Source organism: Sphaerotilus sp. FB-3 (assembly GCF_023706025.1).
Classification (GTDB): Bacteria; Pseudomonadota; Gammaproteobacteria; order Burkholderiales; family Burkholderiaceae_C; genus Sphaerotilus; species Sphaerotilus sulfidivorans.
Window position 1 is genome coordinate 17,326 of sequence record NZ_BQWE01000018.1, and the last position, 15,980, is coordinate 33,305.

Below are 15,980 nucleotides of genomic sequence, written 5' to 3' on the forward strand. Positions count from 1 at the left end.
CCAGTGAGAATTTCATCTTTTCGGGTGATGCGGCTCCAGTTCGGGGGGGGGGGGGGNNNNGGGGGGGGGGGGGGGGCCGTCGATATCGGGCGCAGAGAAGGTCGTTGCTTCATTGCCGCTGCGGCCGCCGACCGATCAGTACACCACCGGACCCGACCCCATGGCTTCGATCTTCACCACGCTCTCCCCCGCAGAAGTCGCCGAGCTGCCGCCGGAGGAGCTGGCGGCCCTGACCACCGAGGACTGGGCCGGCATCAGCTCCGCGCAGGTGGCGGTGCTGTCGGCCGAGCAGATCGCCGCGATCGAGAGCCTGGGGCTGGCGGCCATTTCCACCAGCGCGCTGCGTGGCTTCGATGCCGAGGCGATCACTGCGCTGAGCACGACCCAGGTCGCGGCGCTGACCACCGGCCAGGTGGTGTCGCTCACCGTGGCGCAGATCGGCGGCCTGGCCTCCGAGGATGTGTCGGTCTGGTCGACCCTGCAGACCTCGGCGCTGACGACCGTGCAGATCGCCTCGCTCGGCTCCGAGCAGCTCGCCGGGCTGTCCGCGGCGGACATCACCGCCTTCGGCAGCACGCAGATCGGCGCGTTCACCACCGCGCAGGCCCCGCTGCTCGATGCGGCGCAGATCGGCGCGATCGAGACGCGTGACCTGGTCGCGCTGAGCACCACCACGCTGCGCGCCTTCTCGGCCGAGCAGATCGCGCTGCTGTCGACCGCGCAGGTGGCCGCCCTGGCCAGCACCCAGGTGGCCGCGCTCGGCACGAACCAGATCGCCGGGCTGACCACCCGCCAGATCGGCGATCTGGAGACCGCCGACATCGTCGCGCTGTCGAGTGCGCAGTTCGCCGCGCTGACGACCGCGCAGGTGGCCGCGCTGAGCACCAGCCAGATCGGCGCGATCGAGACACGCGATCTGGTCGGTCTGGGCACCACCGGCCTGGGCGCGCTGACCAGCAGCCAGATCGTCGCGCTGAGCACCGCGCAGGTGGCGGCCCTCGGCACGGCGCAGATCGGTGCGCTGAGCACCGCGCAGATCGTCGCGCTCGAGTCGACCGACTTCGCCGCGCTGAACACCGCGCAGATCATCGCGCTCAGCTCCGAGCAGATCGCCGCGATGGCGGTGGCCGACATCCAGGCGCTGTCGACCTCGCAGGTCGCTGCGCTGCGGCCCTGGCAGATTCCCGCGCTCACCGCCGCGCAGGTCGCCGCGCTGGGCACGAATGATCTGGCGGTGCTGGGCACCACCCAGATCGCCGCGCTGACCAGCACGCAGGTGCTGGCGCTGGGCACGACCGGCATTGCCGCGCTGTCGCCGGCGCAGGTCCAGGCGCTGGGCGCCGAGAATGCCGCCGCGCTGAGCACGCTGCAGATCGCTGCGCTGACCACGCTGCAGATGCCTTCGCTGTCGCTGGCCCAGGTGGCCGCGCTGACGACCACCCAGATCGGCGCGCTGCAGACCGTGGACCTGGTGGCGATGAGCACCGCGCAGATCGCCGCGCTGGGCACCCATCAGGTGGCCGCGCTGAAGACCGGCCAGATCCTGGCGCTGGAAACCACGGATGTGGTGGCCCTGAGCAGCGCGCAGATGGCGGTGCTGTCGACCGCCCAGATCGTGGCGATGTCGACCGCGCAGATCGCCGCGATCGAGAGCCGCGACATCGGCGCGCTGTCGACTTCCGCGGTGCGTGTGCTGTCGACCGGCCAGGTGGCTGCGCTGACCAGCATCCAGGTGGCCGCGCTGGCCACCGAGCAGATCGCTGCGCTGACCACCGCCCAGGTGGCTGCGATCGACACCGCCGACCTGCGCGCGATGAGCACTGTGCAGATCGAGGCGCTCTCCAGCACCCAGGTCGGCGCACTGCGCAGCACCCAGATCGCGGCGCTGAGCACGCGCCAGCTCGGCGCGCTCGACACCTCCGACATGGTGGCGCTGGGCAGCACGCAGATCCAGGCGCTGTCGACCGCGCAGATCGCTGCGCTGTCGGCGGCCCAGATCGCGGCCATCGAGACCCGTGACCTGGCGGCGCTGGGCACTGCCGGCGTGCGGGCGCTGACCACCGCGCAGGTGGCCGCGCTGACCACCGCACAGGCACTGGCGCTGGGCACGCTGCAGATCCAGGCGCTGTCGACCACGCAGATCGCTGCGCTCGAGTCGACCGATCTGATCGCGATGAACACCGCGCAGATCTCCGCCTTCTCCACCGCGCAGGTGGTCGCGCTGGGCTCGCGGCTGATCAGCGCGCTGGAGACGGCCGACATCGCCGCCTTCTCCAGCCTGCAGATCGGTGCGCTGACCACCGCGCAGGTCGCTGCGCTGGGCAATGCGCAGGTGCTGGCGATCGAGTCGCGCGACTTCGCCGCGCTGACGACCGCACAGCTGCGCGCGCTGTCCACCGCGCAGCTGCAGGCCTTCTCCAGCGCGCAGGTTGCGGCGCTCAACACCGTCCAGCTCACCGCGCTGACCACCGGCCAGATCCAGGCGCTCGAGAGCGCCGACATCATCGCGCTCAGCTCGACCCAGATCGCTGCGCTGACGACCGCGCAGATTGCCGCGCTGACCACCGGACAGCTGGCGGCGCTGCAGACCGTCGACATCGCTGCGCTGGGCAGTGCCCAGATCAATGCGCTGAGCACCACGCAGTTCGCTGCGCTGAGCACCGCACAGGTGCTGGCGATCGAGTCGCGTGATCTGGCCGCCCTGGGCACCGCCGCGCTGCGCAGCCTGTCGACCCAGCAGATCGTGGCGCTGAACACCCAGCAGACTGCCGCGCTGGGCAGCACGCAGGTCGCTGCGCTGACCACCACGCAGGTCGCCGCGCTGGAGACCACCGATCTGGCCGCCTTCTCGAGCCTGCAGGTGGCGGCGCTGACGACCGCACAGGTGGCCGCGCTCAACAGCCGCCAGGTCGCCGCGATCGAGACTGCCGACATCGCCGCGCTCAGCAGCGCTCAGCTCAACGCGCTGGGCACGGTGCAGCTGGCCGCGCTGACCTCGCTGCAGGTGGGGGCGCTGGAGACGCGTGATCTGGCGGCGCTGAACACCGCCTCGCTGCAGGCGCTGACGACCGCGCAGATCCTGGCGCTGAACACCGCGCAGGTGGCGGCGCTGACCACCGGCCAGATGGCCGCGCTGAGCAGCAGCCAGCTGCGCACGCTGGAGACCACCGACATCGTCGCGCTGGGCACCGGCCAGATCGCTGCGCTGACCACCGCGCAGGTGGCTGCGCTGACCACCCGCCAGATCGGTGCGCTGGAGACCGCCGACATCGTCGCGCTGTCGAGCAGCCAGTTCGCCGCGCTGGGCACCGCCCAGCTGGTGACGCTGAATTCGGTGCAGATCGCCGCGATCGAGACCCGCGACCTGGTCGCGCTGTCGACCGACGCGCTGCGTTCGCTGCTGACCACCCAGATCGCCGCGCTTGGATCGGCGCAGGCGGCCGCGCTGACCAGCACCCAGGTCGCGGCGCTGACCACCCGCCAGATCGCCGCGATCGAGACCGCCGACCTGGTGGCGATGAGCAGTGCCCAGATCGCCGCGATGAACACCGCCCAGCTGGTCGCGCTGACCACCGTGCAGGTCGGTGCGCTGCAGACCGTCGATCTGGCCGGTCTGTCGAGCAGCCAGCTCGGCGCGCTGAGCACCGCCCAGCTGAGCGTGCTGTCGTCCGCCCAGATCCAGGCGCTGGAGACGCGTGATCTGGGCGCGCTGAGCAGCACCCAGCTGCGCGCGCTGTCGACCAGCCAGATCGTCGCCTTCGGCAGCGCGCAGATCGCTGCGCTGGACACCGCACAGATCGCCTCGCTGACCACGCGCCAGATCGCCGCGCTGGAAAGCGCCGACGTGATCGGCCTGAGTTCGACCCAGGTGGCCGCGCTGACCACCAGTCAGGTGGCCGCACTGACCACCGCTCAGGTCGCGGTGCTGCAGAGCGTCGACATCGCCGCGATGTCGAGCGCGCAGCTCGCGGCGCTGAACACCTCGCAGATCGCCGCGCTGACCACCAGCCAGGTGGCCGCGATCGAGAGCCGTGACCTGGCCGCGCTGAGCACCGGCTTCGTGCGCACGCTGACGACCGCGCAGATCGTCGCGCTCAGCTCGGTGCAGGTGGCGGCACTGGCCTCGGCCCAGGTGGCCGGGCTGTCGACCGATCAGGTCGCCGCGCTGGAGACCTCGGATCTGGTCGCGCTGACCACGCTGCAGACCGCGGCGCTGACCAGCAGCCAGATCGCGGCGCTGACCACCCGCCAGATCGTCTCGCTCCAGGCCGAGGACATCTCGGCGCTGGGCACGCATCAGATCGGCGCGCTGGGCTCTCACCAGCTCGCGGCGCTGACCACCAGCCAGATCCAGGCGCTGGAAACCCGCGACATGGTCGCGCTCAGCTCCCGCGTGATCGGGGCCTTGAGCACCGCTCAGGTGGTGGCGCTGACCTCCGCCCAGGTGGCCGCGCTCAACAGCGTGCAGGTCGCCGCGATGACCAGCCTGCAGGTGGCGGCGCTGGAGACCGTCGATCTGGTGGCGCTGGGCACCACCCAGATCGCCGCGCTGACCAGCACCCAGGTCGCGGCGCTGACCACCCGCCAGATCGTCGCGCTGGAAACCGCCGACATCGCCGCGATGACCAGCGTGCAGTTCGGTGCGATGAGCACGCTCCAGCTGGCCGCGCTCAACACCGTGCAGCTGCAGGTGCTGGAGACGCGTGACCTGGCCGCCCTGGGCACGGGTGCGGTGCGGGCCTTCACCACGCTGCAGATCGGTGCGCTGACCACGCTGCAGGCGGGCGCGCTGACCACTGCTCAGCTCAATGCGCTGAGCACCGCGCAGATGGCGGCGCTGAACACCGCCGACATCGCCGCGCTGTCGTCCAACCAGATCGCCGCGCTCTCGACGGTGCAGATCAGTGCGCTGACCACCCGCCAGATCGCTGCCATGGAGACTCGCGACATCGCCGCGCTGACCAGCGAGCAGGTCGCGGTGCTGCGCACCACCCAGATCGCTGCGCTGACCGACGCGCAGGTGGCGGCGCTGGAGACGCGCGACATCGCCGCGCTGTCGACCGCGGCGGTGCGGGCCTTCTCCACCAGCCAGATCGTTGCGCTGGGCACCGCCCAGATCGGCCAGCTCACCAGCACCCAGGTCGCGGCGCTGAGCACCAGCCAGATCCGCGCGCTCGAGAGCACCGACATCGCCGCGCTCGGCAATGCCGGCCTGCTGCCTGCGCTCTCGAGCAGCCAGATCGCCGCGCTGGAAACCCATGATCTGACCGCACTCAACACGAACGCGCTGCGCACGCTGACCAGTGCCCAGATCGTCGCGCTCAGCTCCACGCATCTGGCGGCGCTGGGCAGCAGCCAGGTGGCTGCGCTGACGACCGAGCAGGTCGCCGCGCTGGAGACGGCCGACATCGTCGCCTTCAGCACGCTGCAGGTGTCCGCGCTGACGACTGCGCAGATGGCGGTGCTCAACACCCGCCAGGTGGCCGCACTGCAGACCGATGACATCGTCGCGCTCTCGAGCGCCCAGGTCGCCGCGCTGGACACCGCGCAGATCGCCGCGCTGACCAGCACGCAGGTCGCCGCGCTCGAGGTGCGCGACATCGTCGCGCTGGGCACGGATGGTGCAGCGGCGCTGTCCACCCTGCAGGTGCTGGCGCTGTCGACCGCACAGGTCGCCGCGCTGAGCTCGGCCCAGCTGGCTGCCTTCGGCACCCGCCAGATCGCGGCGCTGGAGACGGGTGACATCGTCGCGCTGAACACCGCGCAGATCGCCGCGCTGAATGCCGAACAGATCGCCGCGCTGACCAGCCGCCAGTTCGCCGCGCTCGAGACGACCGACATCGTCGCGCTCTCCAGCAGCCAGGTGGCCGCGCTGAGTGGCACGCAGATCGCCGCGCTGAACACGCTGCAGTTCGCGGCGCTGGAAACCCGTGACCTGGTGGCGCTGTCGACGACCGCGGTGCGGGCGCTGACCACCGCCCAGATCGCCGGCCTGACGGTCTTCCAGGCGGCGGCGCTGACCACCGACCAGATCCAGGCGCTGACCACCACCCAGGTAGCCTCGCTCGAGACGGGTGATCTGGTGGCGCTGGGCACGCATCAGGTGGCGGCGCTGACGACGGTCCAGGTGGCCGCGCTGCGCACCAGCCAGCTGGCGGTGATCGAGACCCGCGACATTGCCGCGCTCGACAGCAGCCAGATCGCCGCGCTGGGCAGCGCACAGGTCGCGGCGCTGAGCACCGCGCAGATCGCCGCGATCGAGACGGCGGACATCGCCGGCCTGGGCGCTGCGGCGCTGCGGGCCCTGTCGACCGCGCAGATCGTGGCGATGAGCTCGGCGCAGTTCGGCGCGCTGACGACGACCCAGCTCGGTGCGCTGACCACCGTGCAGATCGCCGCGCTCGAGACCAGCGATCTGGCCTCGCTCGGCGCCGACCAGATCGGCGCGCTGGGCACCGCGCAGATCGTGGCGCTGTCGACCCGCCAGATCGCGGCGCTCGGGACCGATGACATCGCGGCGCTGACCGGCACCCAGGCGGCTGCGCTGACCACGACGCAGCTGGCCGCCTTCAGCACCCGCCAGATCGCGGCGCTGGAGACGGGCGACCTGGTGGCGATGAGCAGCACGCAGATCGCCTCGCTGTCGAGCACCCAGTTCGCCGCGCTGACGACCGAGCAGATCCAGGCGCTGCAGACCACCGACATCGTCGCGATGAGCACGCTGCAGGCGGCCGCACTGACGACCGCGCAGATCGTCGCGCTCACCACCGAGCAGGTGGTGGTGCTGGAGACGCGCGACATCGCCGCGATGTCGATGACCCAGGCCGCCGCCTTCGAGCAGACCGACCTCGACGCGATGAGCGAGGCGCAGCGCGCCGCGCTGGCCGCGCTGTCGCCGATCGTGCTCGATCTGGATGGCGACGGGGTGCGCACGCTGTCGGCCTCGGCGGGCGTGCGCTTCGATCTGCTGGCCAGCGGCCAGGCCCATGCCACCGGCTGGGTCTCCGCCACCGACGGCCTGCTGGTGCGTGACCTCGACGGCAACGGCCGCATCGACGACGGGCGCGAGCTCTTCGGCGTGGCGACCCGGCTCGACGGCGGTCAGATCGCTGGCAACGGCTATGTGGCGATGCAGGCGCTCGACAGCAACGGCGACGGCCGGCTCGATGCGAAGGACGCCGCCTTCGGCGAACTCCGCGTCTGGGTGGATGCCGACTCCGACGGCCTGTCCTCGGCGGCCGAGCTGCATGGCCTGGTCGATCTGGGCATCGTCTCGCTCGACCTGAACGCGCAGGCGGGCACGGCGGTCGATCAGGGCAATCTGCTGGGTCTGGTCTCGGGCTACACCCGCAGCGACGGCAGCGTGCATGCGATGGCCGATGTCTGGTTCGCTCGCGGCGAGGCGGCGCCCGCTCCGGCGCTGGACGAACTGCTGGTCGAGGCGCCGGCCACGCTGCCCGGTGCGTCCGAGGTGGCGGCGGCGGCGCCGCAGGCCAGCGCGGCAGTGGTCGCCGCGGTGATCGCGCCGAACGCCACCCCGGCGCTGGACGAGCTGCTGCGCCAGCAGCCGCTGCTCTGAGTCCCTGAGCGCAGCACGGGACGGGGCAGGGGCCCCGTCCCGAACTGCCGAAATGCGCCGGGCTTGCCTTGCGCTTTCTGCGAGTTGAAGCGGGGCATCGCTGCAACCATGGGCGCACCATGGTCCTCACCGCCTCGCCCCCTCAGACCCCGGCCGCTGCGGCCGCCGCGACGGCTGCGCCGCCGGTCGCCGATCGTGCGCTGCTGATCCAGGCCCTCGACCACCAGAACCAGGGTCGCGTCGAGCTGGCCGAGCAGCTCTTCCGCTTCTATCTCGGCCACTGGCCGGCCGATCCGGTCGCGCTGTACTCGCTGGCGGTCATCCTGCTGCGCCGTGCCGATCCGGTCGAGGCGCTGACGCTGCTCGAGCGCGGCGTGCGCGATGTGCCGGGCTTTGCGCCGCTGTGGTTCGCGCATGCGACCGCGCTGCAGGGCGTGGGCCACCGCGACGAGGCGCTGACGAGCTATCAGCGCGCGATCGACCTCAAGCCCGACTACACCGAGGCGCTGATCAACAGCGGCGTGCTGCTGCGCGAGCTGCTGCAGCATGCCGCGGCGCTCGAGCGCTTCCAGCGGGTGCTGGCGCTGCAGCCGGCCAACGAGACCGCGTTGGCCAACTGCGCCACGCTGCTGACCGAGTTCCGCCGCACCGAAGAGGCGGTGGCGATGCTGCGCCAGCTGCAGGCGATCAATCCGGCCTATGACTACGGCGTGGGCATGCTGGTCTACGAGCAGCTGCATGCCTGCGACTGGAGCGGCTTCGAGGCGCTGTCCCGGCAGGTCATCGAGGGCGTGCGCGCCGGCAAGCGCGCGTGCAAGTCGCTGGCCTTCATGGGCCTGTCGGACTCGGCCGAGGATCATCAGCGCTGCGCGCGCACCTTCTCCGCCCACCGCTATCCGCCCGCCGGCACCCGGCTGTGGAACGGCGAGCGCTACCGCCATGACCGCATCCGCCTGGCCTATGTGTCGCCCGACCTGCGCGAGCATCCGGTCGGCCACCTGATGGCGGGCATCTTCGAGCACCATGACCGCCGCCGCTTCGAGACCATCGCGGTCTCGCTCGGCCCGGACGACGGCAGCCGGCTGCGCGCGCGCATGGTCGCGGCCTTCGACCATTTCATCGACGCGCGCCGCATGAGTGCGATCGACATCGCCCGCCAGCTGCGCGCGATGGAGGTCGACATCGCCATCGACCTGGCCGGCTACACCGCCGACTCGCGCAGCGACATCTTCAGCCACCGGCCCGCGCCGGTGCAGGTCAACTACCTGGGCTATCCCGGCACGCTGGGCAATGGCTACATGGACTACATCCTGGCCGACCGCCATGTGATCCCGCCCGATCAGCAGCGCTTCTACGACGAGCGGGTGATCTATCTGCCCGACGCCTACCTGCCGCCGGCCGCCGGCCTGCAGATCGCCGAGCGCACGCCCACCCGCACCGAATGCGGCCTGCCCGAAGACGGCGTGGTGTTCTGCTCCTTCAACCACGACTACAAGATCCTGCCCGGCGTCTTCGCGATCTGGATGCGGCTGCTGGCGGCAGTGCCCGGCAGCGTGCTGTGGCTGATGTCGCGCAGCGCGCTGTCGCAGAAGAATCTGCGCGCCACCGCGCAGGCCGCCGGCGTCGATCCGGCGCGGCTGGTGTTCGCGCAGCGCGTGCCGCGGGTCGAGGACCACCTGGCGCGCTACCGCGTCGCCGATCTCTTTCTCGACACCCATCCCTACAACGCCCACACCACCGCGGCCGACGCGCTGCTGGCGGGCCTGCCGGTGCTGACCTGCTCCGGCCAGGCCTTCCCGTCGCGGGTGGCCGGCAGCCTGCTGCAGGCCGCCGGCCTGCCGGAGCTGGTCACCACCAGCCATGCCGACTACGAGGCGCTGGCGCTGGCGCTGGCGCGCGACCCGGCGCGGCGCGCGGCGCTGCGGGCCAAGCTGCAGGCGCAGCGCGCGCACTCGGCCCTGTTCGACACGGCGGGCTTCACCCGCGACGTCGAGGCGGCCTGCATCGCGATGTGGCGCCGCTCCCGGCTCGGCAGCGCGGTCGACGCGCTGTCCGGGCCGGCCTGAACCGGCCCGCCGATCCTCCGACGCTTCCGAACCGACCCTGCCGAGGTCCACCGTGACTCCCTCGACGATCGTCCTGATCCCGATCTACCAGCCCCTGCTGTCGGTGCTGGAGCAGTTCTCGCTCGACCATTCGCTGCCGCTGCTGGCCGGACGCGACGTGCGCTTCATCGGCCCGCGCGGCCTGGACTACGGCTACTACCAGCTGCGCTACCCAGGCATTCCGTTCGAGGCCTTCGATCCGGCCTATTTCGCGTCGATCGCCGGCTACAACCTGCTGATGCTGTCGCCGGCCTTCTACGAGCGCTACGCGGCGCACGAGTTCATGCTGGTGCTGCAGACCGACGCGATCCTGCTGCGCGACGATCTCGACCACTGGATGGGCCGCCCCTACGACTACATCGGCGCGCCGTGGCCCCAGGGCGTGACGGTCAAGGTCGACCTCGACCCGTTCTGCGGTCCGCATGCCAAGACGGTGCGCGCGCTGGTGGGCAACGGCGGCCTGAGCCTGCGGCGCATCCGCAAGTGCCAGGCGCTGCTGCGCGAGTTCCCGCAGGCGCTGGAGATGTTCCGCCGCACCGGCTCGAGCGAGGACCTGTACTTCGCGATCATGGGCCTGCTGTCGGCCGACTTCGTGCTGCCCAACGAGCGCGAGGCCGCCCGCTTCTCTTGGGAGCTGCAGCCCGAGCACTACCACGCGATCGACTGCCCCCCGCCGATGGGCGGCCACGCCTGGTGGAAGTACAGCCCGAACTTCTGGGCGCGCTTCTTCCGCATGCCGCCGCCGCTGCAGGCCACCACCGTGCCGGCCCGGCTCACCGAACCCGGCCCGCTGGCCGAATCCGCCGCGCCGGCCACGCCCGCCTGAGGGGCCCTGCGCGCGCCCGACTGCCCCCGAGCTTTTCCCTGCCGCTCCTCATTCACGGAACAGGACGACACCAGATGACGACCAAGTCCCTCGACCTCGGCTGCGGCCTGCAGCCCAAGAACCCGTTCAACGCCCAGGAGGTCTACGGCATCGACGTGCGCGACGACGCCGAGGCGCACATCGTCAAGGCCGATCTGGTCATCGAGCCGATTCCGTTCCCGGACGACAGCTTCGACTATGTGACCGCGCATGACTTCCTCGAGCATGTGCCTCGCCTGATCTACCTGCCGCAGCGCCGCAACGCCTTCGTCGAGGTGATGAACGAGATCCACCGGGTGCTCAAGCCCGGCGGCGTGTTCATGTCCTTCACGCCGGCCTTCCCGCACGGGCCGGCCTTCCGGGATCCGACCCACGTCAACATCATCACCGAGGAGACCTTCCCGCTGTACTTCGACGACAAGGTGCGGTGGGCCTCGATGTACGGCTTTCGCGGCAGCTTCCAGATCCTCAGCCAGGAATGGCGCGGCGTGCACCTGATGAGCCTGCTGCGCAAGACCGCATGAACGCCGCCGCACCGTCCGGGCAGGCCGCGGCCGGCAGCGCCGACGCGCTGCTCGGCGCGGTGCACTGGCTCTGCCGCCACCACGGCATCGAGCGCAGCGCCGATTCGCTGCTCGACGGCCTGGGCGTGCCGCGTCCGCTCACGCCCGCCGGCGCCTGCCAGGTGCTCGAGCACGCCGGCCTGCAGGCCGGGCGGGTGAGGCGCGATGCCGGCGAGGTGCTGGCGCTGCTGCTGCCGGTGCTGCTGCCGCTGCGCGACGGCCGCGCCGCGGTGCTGCTGGCGCGCCATGTCGAGGCGGATGGCCGCCGGATCCACGAGCTGCTGATCTTCGATGCCGGCGGCACGACGCCGGCCCCGCAGCGTCTGGACGATGCGGCGCTGCGCGCGCTGCACGACGGCGATATGCTGCTGGCCGGCCCGGGCGAGTCGCTCGGCGTGCGCGGCTTGTCCTCGCGCTCGGCGGCCGACGCGCCGGCCGAGTCGCTGGACGGCCACTGGTTCTGGCGCACGCTGCGCCGCTATCTGCCCTATTACCGCGGCGCGATGCTGGCCGCCTTGCTCAGCAATGTGCTGATGCTGGCGGGCGGACTGTTCGCGATGGTGGTCTACGACCGGGTCATTCCGCACCAGGCGACCCTCACGCTGTGGTCGCTGGCCATCGGCGCGCTGCTGGCCACCGGCTTCGATCTGGTGGCGCGCCAGCTGCGCAGCCACCTGATCGACCAGGCCGGCCGGCGTGCCGATCTGGCGCTGGGCAGCGTGCTGATGCGCCAGTCGCTCGGGCTGCGGCTGGAGCACCGGCCCGATTCGGCCGGCTCCTTCGCGCACCACATGGCCCAGCTCGAGGTGGTGCGCGAGTTCTCCGCCTCGGCCTCGATGTCGGTGGTCAGCGATCTGCCCTTCATCGCGCTGTTCATCGCCGCGACCTGGCTGCTGGCCGGGCCGCTGGCGCTGGTGCTGGTGATCGCGGTGCCGCTGATCCTGCTGATGACGGTGGGCGTGCAGGGCCTGATGCGGCGCAGCATGCTGGCGCAGCAGCACCAGATGGCCGACATGCAGGGCCTGCTGGTCGAGGCGATGGACGGCATCGAGACGATCCGCGCCACCGGCGCGCAGGGCCATGTGCAGCGCCAGTACGAGCAGGCGCATGCGCAGGTCTCGCAGTCGGCGCTGCGGGCGCGGGCGCTGTCGAGCTGGGTCAACAATGTCTCGATGGTGGCGCAGCAGCTGGTCACCATCGTGATGCTGGTCTGGGGCGTGCATCTGATCGGCGCCGGCCAGCTCACCGGCGGCGCGCTGATCTCGGCGGTGATGTTCGCCGGCCGGGCGATCGCGCCGCTGGGCAGCGTGGTGGCGCTGGCCTCGCGCTACCAGGGGGCGCGTGCGGCGCTGCGCATGCTCGACCGCCTGATGGCGCTGCCGGTCGAGCGCGATCCGCAGCGCGCCTTCCTGCCCTGTCCGCATCTGGAAGGCCGGCTGGCGCTGCGCGATGCCGGCTTCGCCTACGGCCCGCCCGGCCAGGCGCCGCAGGCGCTCTCGGGGGTCACGCTGCGCATCCAGGCGGGCGAGCGCATCGCGCTGCTCGGGCGCATCGGCAGTGGCAAGTCGACGGTGCTGAGGCTGCTCGCCGGCCTCTACCAGCCGACCGCCGGCGCGGTCGAGATCGACGGGCTGGACCTGCGCCAGCTCGATCCGGCCGATTTCCGCCGCCACATCGGCGTGGTCGAGCAGGAGCCGCGGCTGTTCCGCGGCACGGTGCGCGAGAACCTGCTGCTGGGCCGCGAGGCCGGCGCCGACCGGCTCGCCGAGGTGCTGCGCCTGACCGGGCTGGACCGGGTGGTGGCCGCGCATCCGATGGGCCTGGACATGCCGGTGGGCGAGGGCGGCGCGATGCTCTCGGGCGGTCAGCGGCAGCTGGTCGCGCTGGCGCGGGCACTGCTGCTGCGCCCTCAGATCCTGCTGATGGACGAACCCACCAGCGCGATGGACGCGCAGACCGAGGCCCAGTTCGTCGCCCAGCTGCGCCAGGCGCTGCCGCGCTGCACGCTGGTGGTGGTCACGCACCGGCCGGCGATGCTGGAGCTGGTCGAGCGCATCGCGGTGCTCGAAGGCGGGCGGCTGATCGCCGACGGCCCGCGCCAGGCGGTGCTGCAGGCCCTGAGCGGCACCCGCCCGGCCGCGGCGCCTGCCGCAGCGGCCGCGCCTGCGGCCGCCGCCGTGCCCGCCCCCCGCGCCGAGGAGGTCTGCTGACATGGCTCTGCCCCGATTTTCCTTCCCCGCGGCCGGCGGCCGGCGACCTGCGACGCCACTGGCCGCCGGCGTGCTGATGCCCGGCGACGAGCGCTTCCTGCACGGCAGCCGCCAGGCCGAGCTGGTCGAGCCGATGCCGCGTGCGCTGTGGGCGCTCTACCTGCTGTGCGTCATCGTGGTCGTCACCGGCGTGTGGGCGGCGCAGGCGCGGGTCGACATCGTCGCCAAGGCGCCCGGCAAGGTGGCGCCTGGCGGCCATGAGCAGGTCATCGCCAGTCTGGAGGGCGGCCTGCTGGCCGAGCTGCTGGTGCGCGAGGGCGATCTGGTCGAGGCCGGCGCCGAGCTGGCGCGGCTCGATCCGACCCGCTTCGCCGCGCAGCAGAACGAGGGCCGGGCCCGCCAGCTCGCGCTGCAGGCCACCGCCGCGCGGCTGGAGGCCGAGGCGGGCGGGCGCAGCCCGGTCTTTCCGGGCGAGGTTCGGGCCCAGGCCGGGCTGGTCGCGGCCGAGACCGAGGCCTTCCAGGCGCGGCGGCGCGGCCTCGACGAGGCGATCGCGGTCAGTCGCGCCAGCCTGGCGCTGCTCGATGCCGAGCTGGCCACCGCGCGCCAGATGGCCGCGCGCGGCCTGATGTCCGAGGTCGAGGTGCTGCGGCTCGACCGCCAGCGCAACGACCTGCAGATGCAGATGGCCGAGCGCATCAACCGCTTCCGCCAGGACGCGGCCACCGATCTGCTGCGGGTGCGCGGCGAGCTGGCGCAGATCGGCGAGCAGCAGGTGGCGCGGCTGGATGCGCTGCAGCGCACCACGCTGAAGGCGCCGGTGCGCGGCATCGTCAAGAACCTGCGCATCACCACGCGCGGTGGCGTCGTCGGCGCGGGCGCCCCGATCCTCGAGCTGGTGCCGGTCGGCGAGACGGTGCGCATCGAGGCGCGGCTGGCCCCTTCGGAGGTCGGCTTCGTGCGGGTGGGCATGCCGGCCACCATCAAGCTCGACAGCTACGACTACTACCGCTACGGCGGCCTGCAGGGCGAGGTCGAATACATCAGCCCCGACACCCTCGAGGCCGGAAATGGCCCGAACGGTCAGCCGCAGACCCACTACCGGGTCCGGGTGGCCACCCGGGTCTCGACGCTGCAGGGCCCCGACGGCCGGCCGCTGCCGGTGCTGCCGGGCATGACCGCCTCGATCGAGATCCGCACCGGCGAGCGCAGCGTGCTCGAGTTCCTGATCTCGCCGATGCTCAAGGGCCGCGAGGCCTTCCGGGAGCGCTGATGAAGCGGCCGGTTCTGATGTCGGTGGTGCTGGCCGGCCTGATGCTGCTGGTGCCGGGCGTGCAGGCCCGGTCTTCCCCGTCATCCGTCTGCGACGAGGACAGCGAGGCTGCATCCGTCACCCGGCCGACCGTGCTGCGCGATGCCCGCGCGGTGCTGGCCGCGCTGGCCGACGAGGCGGTGCGCCGCAGCCCCGAGGTGGCCGGTCAGCTCGCGGGCAGTCGCGCCTGGCGTCAGGACCGTCTGCAGGTCGAGGCGGGTGGCCGGCCGCAGCTCAGCCTGTCCGGCTCGGGCGTCTGGAACGGTGCACGCGGCAGCGGCCAGACCGGCTCGAGCCTGCAGCACGGCTTGGGACTGACCCTGTCGGCGCCTCTGCTCGACGGTGGCCGGCGCCAGGCCGAGTCCGCCTATTACCAGGGCTTGTCCGAGGCCGGCGCGCTGGGCGCCGAGGCCGCACGCGAGCAGGTCGCGCTCGAGGCGGTGGCGGCCGCGCTGGAGCGCCGTCGCCAGCGGCTCCAGCTGCAGGTCTGGGACCGGCAGGTGGCGCGCATGGCCTGTCTGGCGCAGCAGGTCGGCGAGATCGTCGCGCTGGACCGCGGGCGTGGCAGCGAGGGCATCCAGGCCGGCAAGAGCCTGCGCCAGGCCGAGCTGTCGCGCACCGAGGTGCAGACGCAGCTGCGCCAGGCGGAGCTGCGCCTGCGCAGTCTGGCCGGCGACGCGGCGGCCGAGGCGGCCGCCGAGCTGCCGCCCGGTCCGCTGGCGGGTTTCGAGACGCTGCCGCCGCTGGCCGGTCTGATCGAGACCTTGCCCGAGGCGGCCGAGCTGCGCCAGCTGCAGCGCCAGGCCGAGGCGCTCGACCGCCAGGTCGAGGCTGTCCGTGCAGCGAATGCGCCGCAGCTGGCCTGGCAGATCGGCTCCTCGGCCAGCCGGCGCGACGGCAGCTCGGTCACCGGCTGGAATGCCGGGCTGACGCTGGGCCTGGTGCTGGCCGACGCCGGCGCGGCTGACGCCGGCGTGCAGGCCGCGATCGAGCGGGTCACCGCGGCGCGCATGCAGCGCGAGGCCCGCCTCGAGGAGCGCAGCCGCCAGCTCCGGGTGCTGCACGACGCCGCGCAGGCGGCGCTGCTGCGCCAGCAGCAGATCGGCCAGCTGCTCGAGCAGAGCGACCTGCTGCGCCGCGCCACCCGCGAGCAGTGGGCGCGGCTGGGCCGGCGCTCGCTGTTCGACCTGATCTCGGCCGAGAACGATCATGCCCAGCTGCAGATCGCACGCGCCCAGGCCGAGCATGAGCATCTGATGGCGCTGCTGCAGATGCAGGCCGCCGGGGCGGGGCTGCGCGCCTGGCTGGCGCCGTTCCGGGCCGAGCCGGCGTCGCGCTGAGGCGCC

General features: G+C 72.2%; 7 protein-coding genes. All 7 read left to right on the plus strand.

The window, feature by feature from the left end:
• Nucleotides 1-160 precede the first annotated feature (160 nt).
• The 7 genes from NFT33_RS10775 (at nt 161) to NFT33_RS10805 (ending at nt 15,974) form a co-directional block, all read left to right on the plus strand.
• Complete coding sequence (locus tag NFT33_RS10775) at nt 161-7,579, plus strand: heme utilization protein (protein WP_251675231.1); 7,419 nt, start codon at nt 161-163, stop codon at nt 7,577-7,579.
• 119 nt (nt 7,580-7,698) lie between these two features.
• Complete coding sequence (locus NFT33_RS10780) at nt 7,699-9,645, plus strand: O-linked N-acetylglucosamine transferase, SPINDLY family protein (protein WP_251675232.1); 1,947 nt, start codon at nt 7,699-7,701, stop codon at nt 9,643-9,645.
• A 52-nt stretch (nt 9,646-9,697) separates the two neighbouring features.
• Nucleotides 9,698-10,510: a DUF5672 family protein gene (locus NFT33_RS10785; protein ID WP_251675233.1), complete on the plus strand. Its 813-nt coding sequence runs from the start codon at nt 9,698-9,700 to the stop codon at nt 10,508-10,510.
• A gap of 74 nt (nt 10,511-10,584) precedes the next feature.
• Nucleotides 10,585-11,073 (plus strand): class I SAM-dependent methyltransferase, encoded by a 489-nt coding sequence (locus NFT33_RS10790; protein ID WP_037477993.1) that lies wholly within the window; start codon nt 10,585-10,587, stop codon nt 11,071-11,073.
• Nucleotides 11,070-13,322, plus strand: a complete 2,253-nt coding sequence (locus tag NFT33_RS10795) for a type I secretion system permease/ATPase (RefSeq protein WP_251675234.1) — start codon at nt 11,070-11,072, stop codon at nt 13,320-13,322. Before NFT33_RS10790 ends, NFT33_RS10795 begins: the two co-directional genes overlap by 4 nt.
• A 1-nt stretch (nt 13,323) precedes the next feature.
• Nucleotides 13,324-14,595 (plus strand): beta-barrel domain-containing protein, encoded by a 1,272-nt coding sequence (locus NFT33_RS10800; protein WP_251675235.1) that lies wholly within the window; start codon nt 13,324-13,326, stop codon nt 14,593-14,595.
• Nucleotides 14,595-15,974: a TolC family protein gene (locus NFT33_RS10805; protein ID WP_251675236.1), complete on the plus strand. Its 1,380-nt coding sequence runs from the start codon at nt 14,595-14,597 to the stop codon at nt 15,972-15,974. Before NFT33_RS10800 ends, NFT33_RS10805 begins: the two co-directional genes overlap by 1 nt.
• Nucleotides 15,975-15,980 lie beyond the last annotated feature (6 nt).